The 19589-nt window shown below is 65.5% G+C and carries 25 protein-coding genes and 1 pseudogene; 15 read left to right on the top strand and 11 right to left on the bottom strand.

Going from position 1 to position 19589, the window contains the following annotated elements; all coding sequences use genetic code 11:
* Positions 1-32: 32 nt before the first annotated feature.
* Positions 33-770, bottom strand: coding sequence for a M23 family metallopeptidase (locus FPH17_RS10730; RefSeq protein ID WP_154880480.1), 738 nt, complete (start codon positions 768-770; stop codon positions 33-35).
* A 394-nt stretch (positions 771-1164) separates the two neighbouring features.
* On the opposite strand from FPH17_RS10730, the gene FPH17_RS10725 reads away from it, so the two are divergent.
* The 7 genes from FPH17_RS10725 (at position 1165) to FPH17_RS10695 (ending at position 7765) form a co-directional block, all read left to right on the top strand.
* Positions 1165-2463, top strand: coding sequence for a cell division protein PerM (locus FPH17_RS10725; protein WP_154880478.1), 1299 nt, complete (start codon positions 1165-1167; stop codon positions 2461-2463).
* Positions 2456-3067, top strand: a complete 612-nt coding sequence (purN, locus tag FPH17_RS10720) for a phosphoribosylglycinamide formyltransferase (protein ID WP_154880476.1) — start codon at positions 2456-2458, stop codon at positions 3065-3067. Before FPH17_RS10725 ends, purN begins: the two co-directional genes overlap by 8 nt.
* Positions 3051-4577, top strand: a complete 1527-nt coding sequence (gene purH / locus FPH17_RS10715; RefSeq protein ID WP_154880474.1) for a bifunctional phosphoribosylaminoimidazolecarboxamide formyltransferase/IMP cyclohydrolase — start codon at positions 3051-3053, stop codon at positions 4575-4577. The genes purN and purH overlap by 17 nt, the downstream gene beginning before the upstream one ends.
* An 88-nt stretch (positions 4578-4665) precedes the next feature.
* The gene (locus FPH17_RS10710) at positions 4666-5577 is read left to right on the top strand and encodes a serine hydrolase (RefSeq protein WP_154880472.1); all 912 of its coding nucleotides are present in this window, start codon (positions 4666-4668) and stop codon (positions 5575-5577) included.
* Positions 5578-5630: 53 nt separating this feature from the next.
* The gene (locus tag FPH17_RS10705; RefSeq protein WP_133064848.1) at positions 5631-6125 is read left to right on the top strand and encodes a hypothetical protein; all 495 of its coding nucleotides are present in this window, start codon (positions 5631-5633) and stop codon (positions 6123-6125) included.
* 135 nt (positions 6126-6260) lie between these two features.
* Positions 6261-6887, top strand: a complete 627-nt coding sequence (locus FPH17_RS10700; protein ID WP_095537736.1) for a hypothetical protein — start codon at positions 6261-6263, stop codon at positions 6885-6887.
* Positions 6888-6955: 68 nt separating this feature from the next.
* Positions 6956-7765: a hypothetical protein gene (locus FPH17_RS10695; RefSeq protein WP_238397064.1), complete on the top strand. Its 810-nt coding sequence runs from the start codon at positions 6956-6958 to the stop codon at positions 7763-7765.
* Positions 7766-7774: 9 nt separating this feature from the next.
* Here the strand turns inward: FPH17_RS10695 and FPH17_RS10690 are convergent, their stop codons facing one another.
* The 7 genes from FPH17_RS10690 to FPH17_RS10660 form a co-directional block, all read right to left on the bottom strand.
* On the bottom strand, positions 7775-8452 hold the full coding sequence (locus FPH17_RS10690; protein WP_154880470.1) for a TetR/AcrR family transcriptional regulator: 678 nt from the start codon (positions 8450-8452) through the stop codon (positions 7775-7777).
* Positions 8453-8651: 199 nt separating this feature from the next.
* On the bottom strand, positions 8652-8900 hold the full coding sequence (gene rpsR, locus FPH17_RS10685) for a 30S ribosomal protein S18 (protein WP_095277051.1): 249 nt from the start codon (positions 8898-8900) through the stop codon (positions 8652-8654).
* Between the two features lie 14 nt (positions 8901-8914).
* Positions 8915-9220 carry a 30S ribosomal protein S14 gene (rpsN, locus tag FPH17_RS10680; protein ID WP_095277048.1) on the bottom strand — a complete coding sequence of 102 codons (306 nt, stop codon included), beginning with the start codon at positions 9218-9220 and terminating at the stop codon, positions 8915-8917.
* A gap of 3 nt (positions 9221-9223) precedes the next feature.
* Positions 9224-9388, bottom strand: a complete 165-nt coding sequence (rpmG, locus tag FPH17_RS10675) for a 50S ribosomal protein L33 (protein ID WP_006841072.1) — start codon at positions 9386-9388, stop codon at positions 9224-9226.
* Positions 9388-9624: a 50S ribosomal protein L28 gene (gene rpmB / locus FPH17_RS10670; RefSeq protein WP_095277046.1), complete on the bottom strand. Its 237-nt coding sequence runs from the start codon at positions 9622-9624 to the stop codon at positions 9388-9390. Before rpmB ends, rpmG begins: the two co-directional genes overlap by 1 nt.
* Positions 9625-9841: 217 nt before the next feature.
* Positions 9842-10444: a response regulator gene (locus FPH17_RS10665; protein WP_095535751.1), complete on the bottom strand. Its 603-nt coding sequence runs from the start codon at positions 10442-10444 to the stop codon at positions 9842-9844.
* The gene (locus FPH17_RS10660) at positions 10441-11496 is read right to left on the bottom strand and encodes a sensor histidine kinase (protein WP_154880468.1); all 1056 of its coding nucleotides are present in this window, start codon (positions 11494-11496) and stop codon (positions 10441-10443) included. The genes FPH17_RS10665 and FPH17_RS10660 overlap by 4 nt, the downstream gene beginning before the upstream one ends.
* Before the next feature lie 100 nt (positions 11497-11596).
* Here FPH17_RS10660 and FPH17_RS10655 point away from each other — a divergent pair, with 100 nt between their 5' ends.
* The 7 genes from FPH17_RS10655 to FPH17_RS10625 all read left to right on the top strand — a co-directional run bounded on the left by FPH17_RS10655 (position 11597) and on the right by FPH17_RS10625 (position 17323).
* Complete coding sequence (locus FPH17_RS10655; protein ID WP_154880466.1) at positions 11597-12361, top strand: CPBP family intramembrane glutamic endopeptidase; 765 nt, start codon at positions 11597-11599, stop codon at positions 12359-12361.
* A 137-nt stretch (positions 12362-12498) separates the two neighbouring features.
* Positions 12499-12771: a type B 50S ribosomal protein L31 gene (locus FPH17_RS10650; protein WP_154880464.1), complete on the top strand. Its 273-nt coding sequence runs from the start codon at positions 12499-12501 to the stop codon at positions 12769-12771.
* A gap of 21 nt (positions 12772-12792) precedes the next feature.
* A complete protein-coding gene (gene rpmF / locus FPH17_RS10645; protein WP_095277040.1) occupies positions 12793-12966 on the top strand; it encodes a 50S ribosomal protein L32 in 174 nt (57 codons plus the stop codon).
* 95 nt (positions 12967-13061) lie between these two features.
* Positions 13062-13760 (top strand): response regulator transcription factor, encoded by a 699-nt coding sequence (locus tag FPH17_RS10640; RefSeq protein WP_095535748.1) that lies wholly within the window; start codon positions 13062-13064, stop codon positions 13758-13760.
* Positions 13757-15220 carry a sensor histidine kinase gene (locus tag FPH17_RS10635; RefSeq protein WP_244288107.1) on the top strand — a complete coding sequence of 488 codons (1464 nt, stop codon included), beginning with the start codon at positions 13757-13759 and terminating at the stop codon, positions 15218-15220. The genes FPH17_RS10640 and FPH17_RS10635 overlap by 4 nt, the downstream gene beginning before the upstream one ends.
* Positions 15221-15400: 180 nt before the next feature.
* Complete coding sequence (locus FPH17_RS10630) at positions 15401-16690, top strand: trypsin-like peptidase domain-containing protein (protein WP_154880462.1); 1290 nt, start codon at positions 15401-15403, stop codon at positions 16688-16690.
* Positions 16691-16756: 66 nt separating this feature from the next.
* Positions 16757-17323 (top strand): MogA/MoaB family molybdenum cofactor biosynthesis protein, encoded by a 567-nt coding sequence (locus FPH17_RS10625; protein WP_154880460.1) that lies wholly within the window; start codon positions 16757-16759, stop codon positions 17321-17323.
* A gap of 187 nt (positions 17324-17510) precedes the next feature.
* On the opposite strand, the gene mscL is transcribed toward FPH17_RS10625, so the two are convergent.
* The 3 genes from mscL to FPH17_RS10610 all read right to left on the bottom strand — a co-directional run bounded on the left by mscL (position 17511) and on the right by FPH17_RS10610 (position 19294).
* The gene (gene mscL / locus FPH17_RS10620) at positions 17511-17951 is read right to left on the bottom strand and encodes a large-conductance mechanosensitive channel protein MscL (RefSeq protein WP_154880458.1); all 441 of its coding nucleotides are present in this window, start codon (positions 17949-17951) and stop codon (positions 17511-17513) included.
* A 92-nt stretch (positions 17952-18043) separates the two neighbouring features.
* On the bottom strand, positions 18044-18673 hold the full coding sequence (locus tag FPH17_RS10615) for an SAF domain-containing protein (protein ID WP_095535744.1): 630 nt from the start codon (positions 18671-18673) through the stop codon (positions 18044-18046).
* A 36-nt stretch (positions 18674-18709) separates the two neighbouring features.
* Complete coding sequence (locus tag FPH17_RS10610) at positions 18710-19294, bottom strand: 5-formyltetrahydrofolate cyclo-ligase (RefSeq protein WP_154880456.1); 585 nt, start codon at positions 19292-19294, stop codon at positions 18710-18712.
* Between the two features lie 152 nt (positions 19295-19446).
* Here FPH17_RS10610 and FPH17_RS10605 point away from each other — a divergent pair.
* A pseudogene (locus FPH17_RS10605) lies at positions 19447-19589 on the top strand (UTP--glucose-1-phosphate uridylyltransferase); the annotation flags it as partial.

Raw genomic sequence — 19589 nt, 5'->3', positions numbered from 1 at the left:
AAAACCGGGGCGTCAAGAGGGGGAGGAAGGTCTTAGAGCGAGATGCCGCGCTCTGCCAGCCAAGCGGCCGGGTCGACGGGGGTGGTGCCGTCCGGGTGGATCTCAAAGTGCAGGTGCGAGCCGGTGGAGTTGCCCATGCTGCCCATGCCGGCGATGTTCTGGCCGGCGTGGACGCGCTCGCCGACTGCCACGTTGAGGGTCTGCATGTGGCCGTAGACGGAGACGGAGCCGTCGTCGTGGCGCAGGCGGATCCAGTTGCCGTAGCCCTGGGCCGGGCCGGAGTCGATCACGGTGCCGTCCATGACGGCGAGGATCGGGGTGCCCGGGGAGTTCGCGATGTCCACGCCGTAGTGGAAGGAGCCCCAACGCGGGCCGAACGGGGAGGTGAACGCGCCCTCTGCTGGCTTGACGGTCTGCGGTGCGCGGGCGGCCTCGTCGGCCTTTGCTACTTCGTCGGAGTGTGCAACGGCCTTGTCTAGCTGGTCGGTCAGGTTGGTGACCGGCTTGTACTCGGAGATGGCCAGCACCTGCGGGGAGGAGGCGAGGGCGTCGGCGGTGGCGACGGCGTCGTCAACAAGCTGGTTGGTATCCGCAGCCAGCTCGATGTCAACGTTGGAGGTCTGCGGGCCGTCTGCAGCCAGGGTTGCGGCGGCGGCGCCGGAGAGGCCGGCGGTGGAGACGGCGCCGGTGGTGACGGCGACCATGGCGACGCGACCCTTGTTTGGGGTCTGCTTACGGTGCTTGCCGCCCTGCTTCGATGCGTTGTACATGTGCCCTCTTTGAAGCGTTCCGTTGGTCTGTGCTCCGCAACCTTCCCGGTAGCGGATCGTAACCTTCCTGTTATCTACGAGAGGTCACTGTAACGAATCGGTCTCGGCATGGCAAGCTGGATTCTGAAATTTTCTTAATCGTTTTCAGGTTGTTGATTCGTTACATAAATGCGCTCGCACGCGAGCATGTTGTGCGTCATGCCCGGGCGGGCCCAGGACGTTGCATTTTGTTGGGAGCCGTCCGGGTATTTTACCGCCGTTGCGCGGGTACGCGGGGGAGTGTTGGACATCGGGCAGCGGCAATTCAGTGGCAAAGTTAACGACGATGAGCACCAATTCAAGCCCCCAAACAGGGCCCTCCTCGAGGCCGCAGCGGAGCCGCCCGCGCGTTACCTTGCGTGAACAGCGAGAATACAGTGAAGCAAGTGCGACGAGTGAGCCGAGTGAGCACAGTGATGCCGACGGGCGCGGGCAGGCTCGCCGGCCGCGTGGAGGCGTCGAGAAGCGTAAACGGCTGCGACAAGGCAACCGGACGCGTCGCGCGCAGCAGCTGCGCGGCCGCCCAGAAAAGGCGGATCCGGCCCCGCAGACGTGGAGCGAGCGCATCCGCCACTACCTTGGCTTCGTGCTGGTCCCCAACGCGGTACTCGGGCTCGGCGCGATCGCACTGTGCTTCGCGGTGCTGCTGATCGGTGGTTGGCCACTCTCGTACCTCCCGATGGCCATCGGCGAGACGTGGCTGGTCGGCCACGGCGTCCCGTTCGAGTTCGACGGCGTGACCCTCGGTGCGGTCCCGCTGCTGCCTGCGCTCGGCGCGATCGCCATCGTGGCTGCTCGCGTCCGCGCCGCGACCGCCCACCGGGTGAGCATCCTCGACCTGGGGGTGCTGCTCGCACTCACTCTCCTCATCCCGCTCACGCTGTCCGGCATCGCTCTGTTCATGGTGTCGGACGCCTCGGCGGTCTACCCGGTCAGCGCCCCGCCCGCCGCGTTGGCGCTGTTCCTGCCGCCAGCGCTGCACTTCATTGGCTTCTGTTTCGGCCTCCGGACCGTGCTGTGGCGTGCGCTGGCCAAGCGGGGCGGGGTGCCGGAAGTGCTTATCGACGCCGCGCTCACCGCCCTCAACGCCATCCGGAACCTCGCACTCGCCGGCGGCGTCGTTGCCTTGGTGATGTTGGCGCTGCACTACCAGCGGGTCGGCGACCTGGTCGCCGCCTACCCCAACCTCGGGGCCGCGGGTGGGCTGTGGCTGACGCTGCTGTGCCTGCTCTACCTGCCCAACGCTGCGGTGACGTCGATGGCGGTCCTGCTCGGCGGGTCCTTCGACTACGCCGGGGTGTCCACCTCGCTGTTCGCCTCCGGCAACGTCGCCCTGCCGCCGCTGCCGCTGCTGGCCGCGGTGCCGGAGAGCTTGCCTGCGTGGGCGCCGGTGTGCATGCTGATCCCGGCCGGCGTCATCCTGGCGTCGCTCTGGAAGGTCCAGCCGACGCTGGCGCAGGCGGGTGCGACAGGCGTGTGGGGCGGCGTGATCGGTCTGATCCTCGGCGTGCTCACCTCCGGCGAGGCCGGCGCCTACGGGACCGTCGGCCCCACCGCGTGGAAGCTGGGAGTTCTCCTGCTCGTGTGGCTCGCGGTGCTGAGTCTGCTGGTGTGGGCGGTTGCCGTATTCCGCAGTGCGAAGCAGGATGACTAAGCTATGGCCCGTGAGTAGCCAATCATTGTCCGTTGCTGTGCTGGTTTCCGGCACAGGCAGCCTGCTCAAGGCGATTTTGGACGACATCCAGAGCCCGTACCGCGTCGATCTCGTCGTCGCGGACCAAGTATGTCCCGGCATCGAGCGTGCGAAGAACGCCGGTGTGCGCACCGCGGTCGTGCCTGTTGGCGATGATCGCGCTGCCTGGGATAGAGAGCTCGCGGCGACCGTGGCCAAGGCACAGCCTGACGTGGTCGTTTCCGCGGGCTTTATGCGTATCTTGGGCAGCGCGTTCCTGGATGAGTTTGAAGGGCGCACAATTAACACTCACCCCTCCTTGCTGCCCGCGTTTCCGGGCGCGCACGCCGTCGAGGATGCGCTGGAGTACGGCGTGAAGGTGACCGGCTGCACCGTCCACTACGTGGATGCCGGGATGGATACCGGCGAGATCATCGCTCAGCGCGCGGTGCGCATCCAGGAGGGCGACACGAAGTCCACTCTGCACGAACGAATCAAGCAGGCGGAGCGCGAGCAGATTGTGGGTCTGCTGCGCGGCGCCACCATCTTCGACGGGAAGGTACTGTTCAATGGGAATTCAGATTAAGCGCGCGCTGATCAGCGTGTACGACAAGACTGGCGTGGAGGATCTCGCCCGCGCGCTCGGCGAGGCCGGCGTGGAGATCGTCTCCACCGGCTCGACTGCCAAGCGCATTGCCGACGCCGGCGTCAACGTCACCGAGGTCGCCGAGCTCACCGGGTTCCCCGAGGTGCTCGAGGGGCGCGTCAAGACCCTGCACCCGCGCGTGCACTCCGGCATCCTGGCGGACCTGCGCAAGGATGCCCACGCCGAGCAGCTGAAGGAGCTGGGCATCGAGCCGTTCCAGCTTGTCGTGGTGAACCTCTACCCGTTTGAGGAGACCGTCGCCTCCGGGGCGGATTTTGACGCCTGCGTGGAGCAGATCGACATCGGCGGTCCCTCGATGGTGCGCGCCGCCGCGAAGAACCACCCGTCCGTCGCCGTCGTGACCAACCCGTCCCGCTACGCGGACGTCATTGATGCCGTGAAGGGCGACGGCTTCGAGTTGGAGGACCGCAAGCGCCTCGCGCTCGAGGCGTTCACGCACACCGCGCAGTACGACGCCGCCGTCTCCTCCTGGTTCGCCGAACAGCTCGGCGCCGAGGGGGCTGCCGAGGGCGACGCACTGCGCTACGGCGAGAACCCTCACCAGGCAGCCCGCCTGGTCAACGAGGGCTGGGGCATTGCCAACGCCACCCAGTTCGGTGGCAAGGAGATGAGCTACAACAACTACCAGGACGCCGACGCCGCGTGGCGCGCGGCTTGGGACCACGAGCGCCCCTGCGTGGCCATCATTAAGCACGCGAACCCGTGCGGTGTCGCGGTGTCGGACGATTCTATTGCCGACGCGCACGCGAAGGCGCACGCCTGCGACCCGGTCTCCGCGTACGGCGGCGTTGTCGCCGCGAACCGTGAGGTCACCGTCGAGATGGCGGAGCAGGTCAAGCCGATCTTCACCGAGGTCATCTTGGCTCCGTCCTACGAGGAGGGTGCGATCGAGGTGCTCAAGGAAAAGAAGAACCTGCGCATCCTGCAGGTAGAGCCGAAGCAGGCTGGCGAGGAGCGGAAGCAGATCTCCGGCGGCTGGCTGGTGCAGGACCGCGACGCCTACCAGGCTGAAGGGGACGCCACCTCGAACTGGAAGCTGGTCGCCGGCGAGGCCGCCGACGAGCAGACCCTGGCCGACCTGGAGTTTGCCTGGCGCAGTGTGCGTTGCGTGAAGTCCAATGCGATTTTGATTGCGGCCCAGGGGGCGTCGGTAGGCATTGGCATGGGCCAGGTCAACCGCGTCGACTCGGCGAAGCTCGCCGTCGATCGTGCGAACACCCTGGACGAGGGTAAGAACCGCACCAACGGGGCCGTGGCAGCCTCCGACGCGTTCTTCCCCTTCGCCGACGGTTTCCAGCTGCTCGCCGACTCGGGCGTGAAGGCCGTGGTGCAGCCGGGTGGCTCCATCCGCGATGAGGAAGTCATCGCCGCCGCCAAGGAGGCCGGTGTGACGATGTACCTGACGGGGACTCGCCACTTCGCTCACTAGACGGCGGGGCACAGAATGGTATCTTACGTATACTTTTAAGGTCAGCCGTAAATAAACGGCAGCAACGTGACGTAGGGAGCGCAGATTCGTGTCCTCGCAACTATCTTCGCAGCCGTGGGCGAAGCAAATTACCGCGGCGCTGATGGCCATGGGGATCTCCCTGCCGGTGATGCCGGCGGTGGAGGATCTCCCTGTCATCGGCGATGCGTACGTGCAGGCCTACAACGGCCTGCCCGACAACATCAAGCAACAGGTCCCGCCGCAGCTGCGGCCGAAGCAGCCCGGCCAGGAGGGGCAGCCGTCCCACGCGCCGGGCACCGCCGCGCAGCCCGCCGTCGACCACCAGGCGGCCCTGGATGGGTTGGTACGCGCGGTGGAGGGGCACCACAACGGCCGCGTCGCCGTCTCGGTCGCGGGCAATGGCGCGCAGATCACCGCCGGAGACAACGCCGCGTACCCGGCGTTTTCCACCATGAAGGTGCCGCTGGCCATCGCCGCCCTGCGCCAGAGCCCGGGTTTTGCCAACGATGCCCGCCTTGCCATTACCGTTTCCGACAACGACGCCGCCTACCGCATGTACAACCAGGTCCCTGGCGCCGAGTCCGTCAAGGTGATCCAGCAGGCGGGTTCCGCCACGACGACCTCCGCCGCGTACGGGATGGATACCCTTTGGAGCACCTCCGGCCAGGCGCAGTTTGCCTCCGGGCTGCGCTGCGTCGCGGGCCACGAGCCGGTGCTGGACCTCATGGGGCAGATCACCCCGGATCAGCGCTGGGGCCTTGGCCAGATCGGCGGGGCCCGCTTCAAGGGCGGCTGGAACACGCACGAGGACGGCTACGTGGCCCGGCAATTCGGCCTGGTCCCGGGCCCGAACGGCGATGTCGCCGTGGCGATCACCGCGTTCAGCCACGGCGGCTACGCGGAGAGCACCCAAATGCTCAGCGAACTCGCACGCGGCCTTGACGGGATGCGCGGGACCCTGCCCACCGCGCGCTGCTAACCTCTTGTGAAACCTGCACACTCTGCAGGCCGAAATAAGAAAGGCGGTAGTGCGTGGTCGACCGACAACGCGAGTACGAGCGTGACCAGGAGGTTGACCCGCCTACCCAGGTCCTTCCCGCGCAGCAGGTCGATGAATATCAGGACGAGACTCAGGACGACGACCGCCGCGGGGCGGTTGGTACCTGGCTCGTCGGCGGTCTGGTCGGGGCGGCCGCGCTCATCATGGGGGCGCTCTTTTACACCTCGGTGAGTGGCCTCGCGCAGGGCGCGAAGCAACCCGAGAGTGTTACCAGCACCATGGTCGTGACGTCAACGCAGGTCACGGAGGTGACGACGACGAGGGTGGCGCCGGCTCCCGCGCCGACGAGCACGGCGGCGCCAAAGACGTCGAAGACACCGAAAGCCTCAAAGACGTCGAAGAAGTCCTCGGCTGTGGCGTCGTCGAAGGCGGGCACGGGGGCGTCGACAAGCACTGCAACGGCGAGCAAGACGAAGAAGCCACAAGCCTCGAAGACGACCAAGACCAGCCCGACGACGAGCCGGTAGCGCACCCAGCTGGCGGTGAGGGAAATGCACGGTGAATTTCAACATTTTGGCAGATGTTGATTTATCATTTCCCAGAACCCCCAATTTGCATACATGACCCTCGGCGCGCCCCCGCGCCTCGGGAAAGGCGCGACAATGAGCAGTAAGTACGGCCAAGGCGACGTGAACCCCAGCACGGAGCAGTGGGCCGCCGCGGACACCGAGACGGTACAGTTCTCGGGCCAGTACCCGCAGCAGCCCCAGCAGCAATACGCACCGCAGCAATATCCACCACAGCAATACGGTCCGGCGTACGGCCAGGGGCAGTACCCGTACCACGAGGAGAATCGCCGAAACTGGACCCCGTGGCTCATCGCCATCATTGGGGTCCTGCTCGCCGCGATAGTGGGCGTGCTTGCGTACCTGTTTGGTTCCGGGGCGTTCAGCGGCTCGAGCGAGCCGGTGACCATTACGGATGTGGAGACCCAGACGCTCCAGCAGGAGGCGCCCGCCCAGCAGCAGGCCGAGGAGCCCGCCCCGGCAGCACCGGCGCCCTCGCGTCACACGTACTCGCATTACGCGGCCGATACCGGGGTGACCACCGGGCCGTTTGCCGCGAACGTGTACAGCGAGTTCGTCGACGCGTACAACAGTTCGGGCAGCACGAACGTCACGATCTCTGCGTACAGCCCGCGGACGGGATACACCTACACCATGTCGTGCAGCGGCGGCAGCACCGTGTACTGCTCCGGCGGCAATAACGCCAGGGTCCGGATTTGGTAGTCCCTCGCGGCCGTGCGAGAGCCTCCGCGGCGTTTGCTGTGTTCGCCTGCGCCTTGTCGTCCTGTACCGTGCCGACTGGGACGCAGCAGGAACCATCGACAGTCGTGGTGAAGTCCACCGAGTTTGTCACGCCTCCGCTCGCACCCGCACCTGCCCCGTCCACGACTGAGCACAGCGCAGCGACCCCTGACGCGCAGTCGCTTCTCGACGCCACCGTGCAGGCCGCCTCCGCCTGGGGCACCGCCGGCGCCGCCGTCGCCGGGCCGAACGGAGTAGTGGCCTCAGGGGAGCAGGGGGCGACCGCGGCGTGGTCGACGATTAAGGTGCCCATCGCGATCGCCGCGCTCCGCGCCGATCCCGCTGCCTCCGGCGACGTCGCCGCCGCCATCACCGCCTCGGACAACGCCGCTGCGGAACGGCTCTACGCCACCGCAGGTGCCGACGCGGTGGATGCGGTGCTCAGCGAGTCCGGCCTTACCGTGCCTGTAAATACGGCGAAGACCCGTCCGGAGTTCTCCACGTTCGGCCAGACCGCCCTCTCGGTCAGCGATGAAGCACAGCTCGCCGACTCGCTCGCGTGCATTGCTGGCGCCGGGCAGGTACTCCAGCTCATGGGGCAGGTCGACCCGGGCCAGTCCTACGGGCTGGGGACGCTTGGGGCCCTGTTCAAGGGCGGGTGGGGCCCGGACACAGCAGGCATGTATCAGGTGCGACAGTTCGGCCTCGTGCCGCGCGCGGACGGGAGCTACGTGCCCGTGGCACTCACCGCGCTCCCCGCGGACGGCGCGTACGAGACAGGGCAGCAGATGCTCAACGCGATGGCGCAGCGGTTGGGGGAGGGAACCGAGTTACTGCCGGTGGCGCGCTGCCAGCCGTGAGCCCCGCTGCTACTCCGGGTTCCCCGACACCTTCGCCACCAGTTCCAGGGTGCGCTCGCCACGGCAAGAGGGAAGCTCGGCGTGGAGCACGTCGAGCACCGCATCGGCGATCGTGACGGAGGGGGCGGGCAGAGCATCGTCGACAAGCGGGTAGGGCGCCACACCGGTGTTGTCGCGCATCTCAATCGCGGCGAGCGTCATGTGGAACGGAAGCTCGATGCGTGGGTCGTCATCGCCGACGATTTGCGCCGCGAGGTCGCGATAGATGCCCTCGAGCTTTGCGCGCGCCTCGTGGTACTCCTCGAACTCCTCCGATTCCAGCGTCGGCAGCTGGTAGAGGCGACCGATGTTCCAATTGGAAGACAGCAGGATGCGCGTCTCGGCGGCGCACAGCGCCCACAGCTTCAGCGCGGGCGACGCGTCCGACTCCGCCAGGTCCGAGGCGAGGTCCAACGCCGGTTGGATCGTGCCCTTGAGCAGGGTAAGGAAGATGTCGTTCTTGGAGGGGAAGTGGTAGTACAGCGACGCCTGGCGGATGCCCACGGCCTCCGCGATCTGGTGCGTGGACGTGGTGGAGAAGCCGCGGCGGGTGAACAATTCCGAGGATGCGTCGAGGATTTCGTCGCGGGCTGTCTTGCCGCGACGACGGGGGCTGTTCTTGCGGGGGCGACCCACGTTTCCGCTCATCCACTACTCCTCTCAAGGCGGCGCCGGTCTGCGGGGACGGCAGCGACGCGTGTGCGTTCCTAGTCTACTGCACGCCGCGGCCTTTCAATCGTTAGAAAGGTAGCGGCAGCGCATGAAAAAGCCTGCCCCGCACCGGAATCGTGTCCGGGCGGGGCAGGCTTTGGGTCGAAAACTCTACGCTGTTGACGTCAACCGCTGGTTAGCGGGTGGTGAACGGCAGAAGAGCCATCTCGCGCGCGTTCTTGACGGCGGTAGCAACCTGACGCTGCTGCTGCGGGGTCAAACCGGTGACGCGGCGGGAACGGATCTTGTGACGGTCAGAGATAAACAGACGCAGGGTCTCAATATCCTTGTAGTCGACCTTCTCAATGCCCTTGGCCTTGAGCGGGTTCTTCTTCGGGCGGCGGGACTGCTCCATGCGCGCCTTGCGTTGGTTATTGCGCTTCATTGGTCAATTCCTCCTTACCACGAAGACTTACGGACGCCAGGCAGCTCACCGCGGTGAGCCATCTCGCGCATACGGACACGGGACACACCGAACTTACGCAGGTAGCCGCGGGGGCGGCCATCGCGAGAGTCACGGTTGCGTACGCGCGACGGGGAAGCGTCGCGGGGCTGGCGGTTCAGCTCAAACTGCGCGTCCAGGCGGTCCTCGTCCGAGGTCTCCGGGTTGCGGATGATTGCCTTGAGCTCGTTGCGTCGCTCTGCGTAACGAGCAACGATCTCCTTGCGCTTCTCGTTCTTGGCGATCTTCGACTTCTTAGCCATTGATTATCGCTCCTCGCGGAATTCGACGTGCTTGCGCACAACCGGGTCGTACTTCTTCAGCGTGATGCGATCCGGGTTGTTGCGCTTGTTCTTGCGGGTGACGTAGGTAAAACCAGTGCCCGCGGTGCTCTTCAGCTTGATGATCGGGCGAATATCGTTACGTGCCATTAGATCTTCTCACCTCGTGCGCGGATCTTTGCCACGACGGACTCGATGCCGTCACGGTCGATGATCTTCAGACCCTTGGTAGAAACGTTCAGAGTAATGGTACGGCCCTCGGAGGGCAGGTAGAACCGGCGCTTCTGCACGTTGGGGTTCCAACGGCGCGAGTGGCGGCGGTGCGAGTGCGAGACGGTCTTGCCAAACTTTGGCTCGCGTCCCGTGACCTGGCAATGTGCCGACATGGGTTGACTTCTTTCTCTTCTGCCGCCCACGCACTGATCACAAGTGAGGATGACGCCACTGCAAAGCGGAGTGAGGGTCCGCGAGAGCGTCTGGTGCAATCGGTTGACGTAGGCGTATACGTGTACTTCGACAACAGCGAGAGTCAACGATACATGTTTAGCGCCAAATTTCCTAATCTCAGGCGATTTCGCTTCCCGGCCACACAGGGGGCGGAGCCTAGAGCCCTAATGCTTTGGCTAAACGCAAGGCGAGCACCGTTCGGTCGCGTGCTTTGAGTTTTCGGAGTAGAGCGGACACGTGGTTTTTCACGGTGCCTTCAGCCAGGAAAAGCGCACCGGCAATTTCCTGGTTGCTCATTCCACGTGCGACTTTTTCGGCGACGGAGCGTTCTGTGGGGGTTAGGATTGCCAGCTGCGGGTTTCCCGCTGCGTAGCGGGCGATCCGCGGGTCGAGAACGAGTCCACCTTGGGCGGTCGCGACGATAGCGTTTGCCAATTCTTCCGGGGAAACGTCTTTCAGGATGTATCCGGAGGCGCCGGCGTCGAGCAAGCTCTTGACCAGGTTTGCGTCATCAAACGTGGTGAGCACGAGGGTAGGGACGTGTGGGTTGCAGGCGCGAACGACCTCGAGCCCGTCGGTGCCCGGCATTGCAGCATCGGTGACCACCACGTCGACATCAAAGCGGCGGGCAAGGTCCAGCGCTTGTTTTCCGTCGGTAGTTGTCGCGGCGACCTCGACCCGGCCGTCGGTATCCAGAATGAGCTGGAGGCCGCGCAGAAGCATCTGGTGGTCGTCGATGAGCAGCGCGCGCGTGGTCATGCCTTCTCCTTCAGGTGCAACTCGATCCGGAACCCGCCGTCAATGCCGCCGTGGGCGAGCGTCACGATGTCGCCCTTGAGGCCGGCAGCGCGGTCGCGAAGAGACGTGATGCCGAACGCCTCCGGCCCGGCCATGCCGGTCCCGTTGTCAACCACGGCAAGTGAGCCATGATCAAGCAGGATCTGTGCTTTCGTTGCGTGCGAATGCCGCAACACATTTGTCAATGCTTCCTGGCAAAAATGCAGCATGAGCATACGCTCCTCGGTGGAGTGCTTTGCGCCCGTTGTGTGCGGGGCGTGGGTGAATTGCACCTCCAGCGAAGTTGAGGCGAATGACTCCGCTAAATGGGAAAGTGCGGACTCGATGTCTTCGTCCGGATGTGCGGCAGGCTTCATCGCCCGCACAGTTGCCCGCATCTCGTGCAAAGCTTCCGAGACACTAGCGCGTGCCCTCGCGATCTCACTATCGCGCTTTTCCGCGTCGGGGATGCGGAGTGCGTAGTCGAGGCTAAGCCCGATAGTGGTGAGGCGGTGCCCGAGGGCGTCGTGAAGCGTTGCGGCGATTCTCTCGCGCTCTTTCGCCATCGCCATGTCCTGCTGGCGCGCCTCGTGCCAGCGCTGCCGAGCGACCGTCGAAGCCAGGTTGAGTCCCGCTGCGGCTGCGGCAGCGCCGGAGAGTGTCTCGATCGCGACCTTGCTCACCGGGGCCTGGACCTTCAGCTGTGCGAGAAAAGAAGCCACGACGATCGCACCAGCGTAGAGGTACGCTGCACGTTTGCCCAGGCTCATATGTAACGCAACGACGGCGCACCACAGGACGAGGATGCTGATCGGGTTATTCGCCGTAGCGAAGACAGCGAACGCGCACAGGGAGAAGACCACTGCGGCAGCCTTATGCTCCGTCTTGCGCCACGCCACCCACGCCGCGACGGTGAGCAGGGCGACCGCAAAAAGTACTTCCTCTCGCGCGAGCGCGGCTGACGCGAAGTTGAGGTACAGCATGGTGGCGAACACCAGAATGCTGTCCAAAAGGTGGAGGTGGACACGGTTCATGGTGTCCAAACGTACCGGCTGACACCCATGACTCGGGTCATGGATTTTGGTGACCGCATCCACTATTTAAGCCAGTGTGTGCTCAATAAAGTCGTGCACCATGAACCCAAGAATTCCTGTTAACGCACTCGGTCTCGTGCTCCGCGCCATCATTGCTACGGGTGTGCTCATGGGCGCAAACTTCGCTCGGGTCCCGCTCGTCCCATACGTAGATGAAACGCTCCTGTTCTGCCTTACACCCGTCCTGGTGGTCGCGTTCGTCGTTGTGTGGGCGCGCTTCGTTGAGCGCTCCGGCATCAACTGGCGCGGGGCCTGGGGCCTTGTCGGCGGCACGCTCGTGGTGTCCGTGCCGATGCTCGTGGGGTGGGCGGTGCTCGCGGCGATCCTCGGGCCCGGGCCGGCGGTGCCAGAGGCAGTCGACGCTGGCGACTATCCGCTGGGCGCAGTATTGGCGTGGATCCTGGTGCGCGCATACCTGCTGCAAGGGATCCCCGAAGAGCTGCTTTACCGCGGCTGGCTGTTCGATCTCACGCGGCACCGAGAAACTCTCACCATCGTGTGGACAACGGTCGCCTTCACGTTGATTCACCTGACTTCTGCCGGTGGGCAACAAAGTGCGCTGGACCACCTCGTCTACCTGGTGATGCCCTTCGGGATGTCCATTTTGGGTGCGGCGCTGGTCTACCGCTTTGGTAGCTTCTGGTGGGCCGCAGGCTCGCACGGCGGCATGCACCTCATGCTTGCGGTATTGAGCTTGGCTTATCCGGTTGAGCTGGGCAACGTTGCATGGCTCGTGCTCGGCCTGGCGCAAGCGTTGGCTGGGGCGCTGGTGCTGTGGCGTCGAAAAGCAAACATGCGCGATTAGGGAAATGCACCCTGAAGCAGTATAATTCTGCAGGTTGTTCAGCAATCGCTGTGCACTTGACCATTTTCGCACCCAACTCAGGCACGATCCTCGCGGAGGAGACGACCTGAAGTTCAATCCTGAGGGAGACGAAGTATATGAAGAAGGATATTCATCCGGATTACCACCCGGTGATTTTCCAGGACGCGAACACGGGCCACAAGTTCCTGACTCGCTCCACCAAGACCTCCGACCGTACCGACCAGTGGGAGGACGGCAACGAGTACCCGCTCATCGTTGTCGACGTGACCGCTGAGTCCCACCCGTTCTGGACCGGCGCACAGCGCCTCATGGACACCGCTGGCCGCGTTGAGAAGTTCAACCAGCGCTTCGGTGGCATGGCTCGCCGTAAGAAGAAGTCCGCTAAGTAGGCGTAAAGGAGGAATTGAGAAATGGCTACCCCGAAGTTTAAGAAGTCCCGCGCAAACACCCGCATGCGTCGCTCGCAGTGGAAGGCTGACAACGCTGCACTGCAGACCGTCAAGATCGACGGCCAGGAAGTTCGCATCCCGCGTCGCCTGGTCAAGGCCGCGCAGGCTGGCCTGATTGACGTGGAGCAGTTCTAGGCTCAGCTCCACCGGAAGCCGGTTCCCTGACCTGGGGAATCGGCTTTTTTGCGGTCTTATGCGCCAAAAATCATCGAGTAAGCCATAATAGAAACATGAAAATTCTTGTGGCCGATGATGAGCAGGCCGTGCGTGAATCCTTACGGCGCTCTCTTCGCTTCAACGGGTACGAGGTGTGCCTGGCGGAAGACGGCGAAGAGGCGCTGGATCTGATCCGCGCGGAAGAGCCGGACCTGACCATCCTTGACGTGATGATGCCTAAGCTTGACGGGCTTGGCGTGTGCCGTACGCTGCGTTCGTCCGGCTACGATCGGCCCGTGCTGATGCTTACGGCGCGTGACGGCGTGTCTGACAGGGTGGCGGGGCTGGATGCCGGTGCCGACGACTACCTTCCCAAGCCGTTCGCGCTCGAAGAGCTCCTTGCCCGCGTTCGCTCCCTGCTGCGCCGTGCCCGCGCGGATTCCATCGAGGGCGGCGACCACGAGTCCTCCGCGCTGAAGTTCGAGGACCTCACGCTCAACCCGGAGACCCGTGACGTCACGCGCGGCTCCCGTACCATCTCGCTGACGCGCACCGAGTTCGCGCTGCTGCACCTGCTGATGCAGAACCCGCGTCGCGTGCTCACCCGCCAGACCATCCTGGAAGAGGTGTGGGGCTACGACTTCCCAACCTCCGGCAACGCGCTCGAGGTGTACATCGGCTACCTCCGGCGCAAGACGGAGGCAGCGGGCGAGCCGCGCCTGATCCACACCGTCCGCGGCGTTGGTTACGTGCTGCGGGAGACTGCACCGTGATCCTTCGGCAATCAGCCGAGACTTACCAGCGCGATAAGGACGCGTGGATCGACGAGCAGGGGGGCGCGAAGGCGTCAGGTTTCCGCGGCTCCCGGTTCCTTGGGCTCGGACTTTCTCTGCGCCAGCAGCTCGTGGTGCTGACTGGCGTGATGGTCGCCTTCACCATCTTGGTCACCGCCCTGGTCAGCTTCTGGGCTGCCGCCACGACGATCACGAATTCAATGGATAGCGACCTCCGGGTGAAGGCGGATGCGCTGATGGACGAGGTGGAAAGGCACCCCGTCGATGAGCTTGAGGGGAAGATAGCGGCGTTTAAGTACTTCAACCCGCAGATCCACGCAGCGGTGTCGCCGCCGCAGTCCAATCGCTATTACGGCGATGCGATCGCGATCGGTGGGGCGTTCCACAGGGAAGCGGACGGCGAAGAAATCTCGGTCCGTACTGCGGGCGGGGAGCGCATCCTGGTCCTCCGCAAGGACGACGGCTCTGCGGTGGCGCTCGCCCAGCAGGTGGATCCCTCGCGCCGGCTGCAGGGCAGCTCCGGTGCGGCGCTGCTGGTCATCCTGTGCCTCGGCATTGCGATGGCATGGGCCGTCGCGTCCGTTGTCGCCGCGACCGGTTTGTATCCACTGCGCAGGCTGCAAAAAGCGGTGGACGAGGTGACCCGGACCGAGGAGCTCAAGCCGCTCCCGGTTGAGGGCGACGACGAGCTAGCCAACATCAGCCGCTCGTTCAACCGGATGATCCAGACGCTCCAGGACTCGCGTACCCGACAGACGCAGCTCGTCGCAGACGCGGGCCATGAGCTGAAGACGCCGCTGACGTCCATGCGCACCAACATTGAGCTGTTCATGATGATGTACAAGTCCGGCCACCAGGACATGATCTCGCCCGAGGAGCGCGAGAACCTGGAGCGGGACGTGCTGGCGCAGATGGAGGAGATGTCCACGCTGATTGGAGACCTCGTCGACCTTGCGCGCGAGGACTCTCCGAACACGGAGTTCACTGAGCTCCGTCTCGACATGATCCTGGAGGAGGCGCTGGACCGCGTGCGTCGCCGCCGCCCGGACGTCACGTTCCAGTTCCACGCCGACCCGTGGGTCATCATGGGCGACCACTTCGCCATGGGGCGCGCGCCGATTAACTTGATCGACAACGCCGCCAAGTGGTCCCCGGACGGCGGCACCGTCCGCATCTCGCTCAAGGCGGCCACGACGAAGGCGGTGCTGATTGTCGACGATTCCGGCCCCGGCATTGCCCCGAAGGAGCGCGCCCGCGTCTTCGAACGGTTCTACCGCGCCCCGGAGTCGCGCGCGATGCCGGGCTCGGGCCTGGGCCTGGCGATTGTGAAACAGGTGCTCGACCGCCACAACGCCCAGATCTTCGTCGAGGAATCCGACGACGGGGGCACCCGCATGCGTGTCGTGTTCCCGGGGTGGCGCCCGCCTGCGGAGGACTAGCAAGCGCGTATGTGTACGGTCGCGTTGCCCCGCTTGGTGGGAGGGATCTCACCGGGCGGGGTTTCGTCGATAAGCGGCATTGCGCCAGCGCACGGCACACAGGTAACGTTCAGATAACTTTAGGTGGAGTCTGTTCAGGCATCAAGACTGGCTCCAGCAGAAAGGTTGATAATTACCCTCATGACTTTTCCAGAGGATCCACGCAACCCCCGTCGCGCAGCGAGCGGCGGCTCGGATCGTGTTACTAGCAACACAGATACATCCCCCGCACTGACGGAGACGCGCCAGGACGGGCCGACCGTGTACTACGCCGACCAGGCGCCAAGCGCGCCGGAGGGGGCTCGCGAGAAGCGTCGATTCGGTGCGGGGACCGTCATCGCCACCGCACTCGTCGCAGCGCTTGTCGGGGGCGCTAGTTCCGGGTACGTGGTGAGCAAAGTCAACGACGGTGAGGGGAGCTCGTACAGCGCCCTGGAAGCGCCGGCAGCCCCGGCTCCGCAGAACGACCAGCAGAACGGCCAGGGGGAGGCACAGGCGGCGCCGAAGGGCTCGGTCGAAGACGTGGCGTCGCAGGTCCTGCCCGCCGTGGTCTCGATCGTGGTGCAGACGCCGCGTGCGTCGGCGGAAGGCTCAGGCTCCATCATCTCCTCGGACGGCTACGTGCTGACGAACCACCACGTGATCGCCGATGCGGCGAGCTCGCAGTCCCGGATCCAGGTCACGCTGAATGACGGCTCGCGCCACGACGCCACCTTCGTGGCCAGCGACGTGAACACCGACGTCGGTGTGATCAAGATTGAGGGCGTGAAGGACCTGCCGACGATGCAGTTCGGCGACTCCGACCAGCTCGCCGTCGGCCAGGAGGTGGTGGCCGTCGGCTCGCCGCTGGGCCTGTCTGCGACGGTGACCAGCGGTATCGTCTCGGCGCTGAACCGACCGGTGCGGGCGTCGCAAGGCGGTGGCGAGAGCTCGCTGATGGACGGCATCCAGACGGACGCCGCGATTAACCCCGGTAACTCGGGCGGACCGCTGGTGGACATGCACGGCAACCTCATCGGCATGAACTCCGTGATCGCGTCGCTGTCCGCGGGCGGCTACGGGCAGGAATCGCAGGGCGGCTCCATCGGCCTGGGCTTTGCAATCCCGTCCAACTTTGCCAAGCGCGTGGCGCAGCAGCTGATTGACAAGGGCAGCGCCTCTCAGCCGATGCTGGGAGTGCGGGTGAGCGCCATGGATATGGGCGACGACGGCGCCGTCGTGGCCGGCGTGGAGCCGAATAGCCCCGCGGAGCAGGCTGGCGTGCGCAAGGGCGACGTGATTACGCAGGTGGGCGACCGGTTGATCGATTCCGCCGACGCGCTCATCGCAGCGACGCGTTCCCACGACTTCGGCGAGACGGTCACCCTGCAGATCCGGCGGGAGGGGGAGGAGGCTCCCGTTTCCGTAGATGTGACGCTGAGTTCCGAGTAAGTTAAAGGACACTCCTCCGGTCGCGGGGCCGGAACAACGTCGAAGCGAGAGAGGGAAAGAAGGCACATGTCCACAACACTTGATGCGCTGGAAAACGCGGAGCCGGACGACGCGTTTTTGCGGGCCACCGAGCTCGCGGAGGAGACTCCCGCCCCGTCCCGGGCCATCATCGTGCTCATCGGTGATCACCGCTATGAGGCCCCCGGCGACAACACGCACGAGATGGTTGCGGAGTTGCTGGGCGAGTACGGCTACCACGTCGATGGCGTGGTGCGCACCAAGTCGAAGAAGTCCGAAATCCGCAAGGTGATTGAGACCGGCGTGGTCGGCGGCGTCGACCTCGTGCTCACCGTCGGCGCTACCGGGGTCGGCCCGCGCGACAAGGCGCCGGAGGCGACGCGCGCGGTGATTGACAAGCTGGTGCCGGGCGTCTCGCAGGCGGTTCGCTCCTCCGGACAGGCCTGCGGCGCGGTCGACGCGTGCACCTCCCGCGGCATCTGCGGCGTGTCCGGCTCCACCGTGGTGGTCAACCTGGCCCCGAGCCGGCAGGCGATTCGTGACGGCGTGGCCACCATCGCGCCGCTGGTGGACCACCTGATCTCGGAGCTCAACAGCTACACCGTGCAGAAATGACGCGGCAGCGGCGAAGGGCGCGGCGCGTCGCGGACGTGGACTACGACCGCACGGCGGACGCGGCGGTCACGGGGGCCGGGGGCGATGGCGAACGCGCGGTGCGCTTTGAGGAAGACGGGGACCCGGCCGCGGAGCTGACGGGGCGGGAGTTCTACGATTACGAGCGCCCGCCCCACCACGGCGGGGACTAGTCGCTGGTCGCGGGCGGGGTGGTGCTGCCTGCCTGCTCCGGGGACTGGCCGGCGAGCAGGTCGCGGATCTCGGTGAGCAGCTCCGTTTCGGTCGGGGCAGCGACGTCTTCGGGGATGCCCCGCTTGCGCTTCTGCATCTCATTGAGCTTGTTCATCGGCGCGACGATGAGGAAGTAGACCACCGCGGCGATGAGCAGGAAGTTGATCGCCGCGGAGACCAGCATGCCCAGGTCGAGGGCGGTCTCGGGGCGGCCCGGGATAACCGGGATCTTCCAGCCTTCGCCCACCTCTGCGTCGCCGAAGATGTTCAGCAGCGGGTTGATGATGGCGTCAGAGAACGCCTTGACCAGCCCGGTGAAGGCTGCGCCGATGACAACGCCGACGGCCAGATCGATGACGTTGCCGCGCAGAATAAAATCGCGGAAACCTTTCAGCATGAAACATGCACTCCTTTGCAAGAGCATTGCGTAGTGGGGGGAAGAAACGGCACCGCCATGCGCGCGCATGGCAGGTGTCAAGGATACGCAGTTTATGCCGGCGTGCCAGCAGAGGCCAAAACGACGGCGAGGGGCATGCTTAACGACGCCGCCGCCACCGCCGACGCCTGCGACCGCCTCATCAGCACGAGCACCGTGCCTTCCTCGCCAACGGTGACAATGCGCCCGCCGGAGGCGACAGTCGTCGGCCCCTCCGCGATCACGTCCACGACGGCGCCGTGGTGCAGCATGGGCAGGATGTCTGGCTCCGCGAGCGCTACCGGCACCATGGTGAACGGCTCTCCTTCCGGCTGGCCCGCAACGAGCTCGCTCACCAGGTCGGGGCCGACGAGCCGGGTGGAGGTGACCACCTCCCCGGGCGCGGCACCCGCGGCAAGGATGTGCCCGCTGGCCAGGGATTGCTCCCGCAGCGCACCCTCCGGGACGACGCGTTCGGGCACCCGCTGCAGCTGCAGGTCCTCATCGGTGACGCGGGCGCCCGCGGCGACGGGGCGGGCGAAGGTGACGACCAGGGGGTCGGCGCGGGATGCGTTGAGCAGCGCGCTGAGGCCTGCGGCGCAGACGAGTGCGGCGGCGAGCGCGCGTCGGAGGAGCACGGAGCGTCGATAGCCCGGGGTGCGCAGGCGGTGGGCGAGTCCAGTGAGTCGTTGCGAGAGGTCCATGCATATTAGACGCAGCCGGACGCGCGGCGGTTCCCTCTACACCGAAATTTCCCGCCACCCGCGCGGCGTGATGATCGCGCGCACGGGGACGTCGTGCGCGTCGTGGGGGACCGCGTCGACGACTTCCTCGTCGTAGAGCACCGCCGCCGTGGGCACGTCCAGCCCAGCGAGCGCCCGGTCGTAATAGCCGGCGCCCTTGCCCAGCCGCATCCCCCGGGCATCGACGGCCAGCGCGGGAACCAGGAGCAGCGCGCAGGAGGAGAGGACGCGGGAGGTGAACCGGGCACCGGTCGGTTCCGCGACACCGAGCGCGCCGGGCTGCGTCGCCCCGTCCGCCAGCGACCACGCCAGCACACAGTCCGGCAGCGAGATTGGGACGAAGACGCTCCGCGCATGGCGGCGCAGCTGCGCAGCGAAGTCTGCCGGGCCTGGCTCGGTGGGGAGCGGATTGTAGGCGGAGATGTTGGCGCCACGTGCGCCGAACGCGTCGATGCAGGCGACCGCGTTGGTCAGGATTGCCGCGTCGAGCGCTGCCTTGCGAGCGGCGTCGCGGCGGAGCCGGCGTCGGAATTCGGTGTGGCGGGCGCGCAGGGTTCGCTTGTCCTCGGTTGGCGTTGGCATGGTGGCCCCCTTCGGGTTGGGCGGAGAACGTGGGTCGGAGCAAAATAGCAGCAACTGGCCATGTAGGCTCGATATTTATGCGGAATTCTAACGAAGTATCATCCGTGCCTTCCCATGGTGCGGTGAAGACGGTTGTCGTGCCGGCGGCGGGTATGGGTACTCGTTTTCTGCCGGCGACGAAGACGGTGCCGAAGGAGCTTTTGCCGGTGGTGGATACTCCCGGTATTGAGCTGATCGCGGAGGAAGCGGCCCAGCTGGGGGCGCAGCGCTTGGCGGTGGTGGTGGCTCCTCAGAA

The sequence above is a fragment of the Corynebacterium gottingense genome, from assembly GCF_007559235.1.
GTDB lineage: Bacteria > Actinomycetota > Actinomycetes > Mycobacteriales > Mycobacteriaceae > Corynebacterium > Corynebacterium gottingense.
The sequence above is the reverse complement of the archived record's forward strand: the minus strand, read 5'-3'. Positions and strand labels throughout refer to the sequence as shown.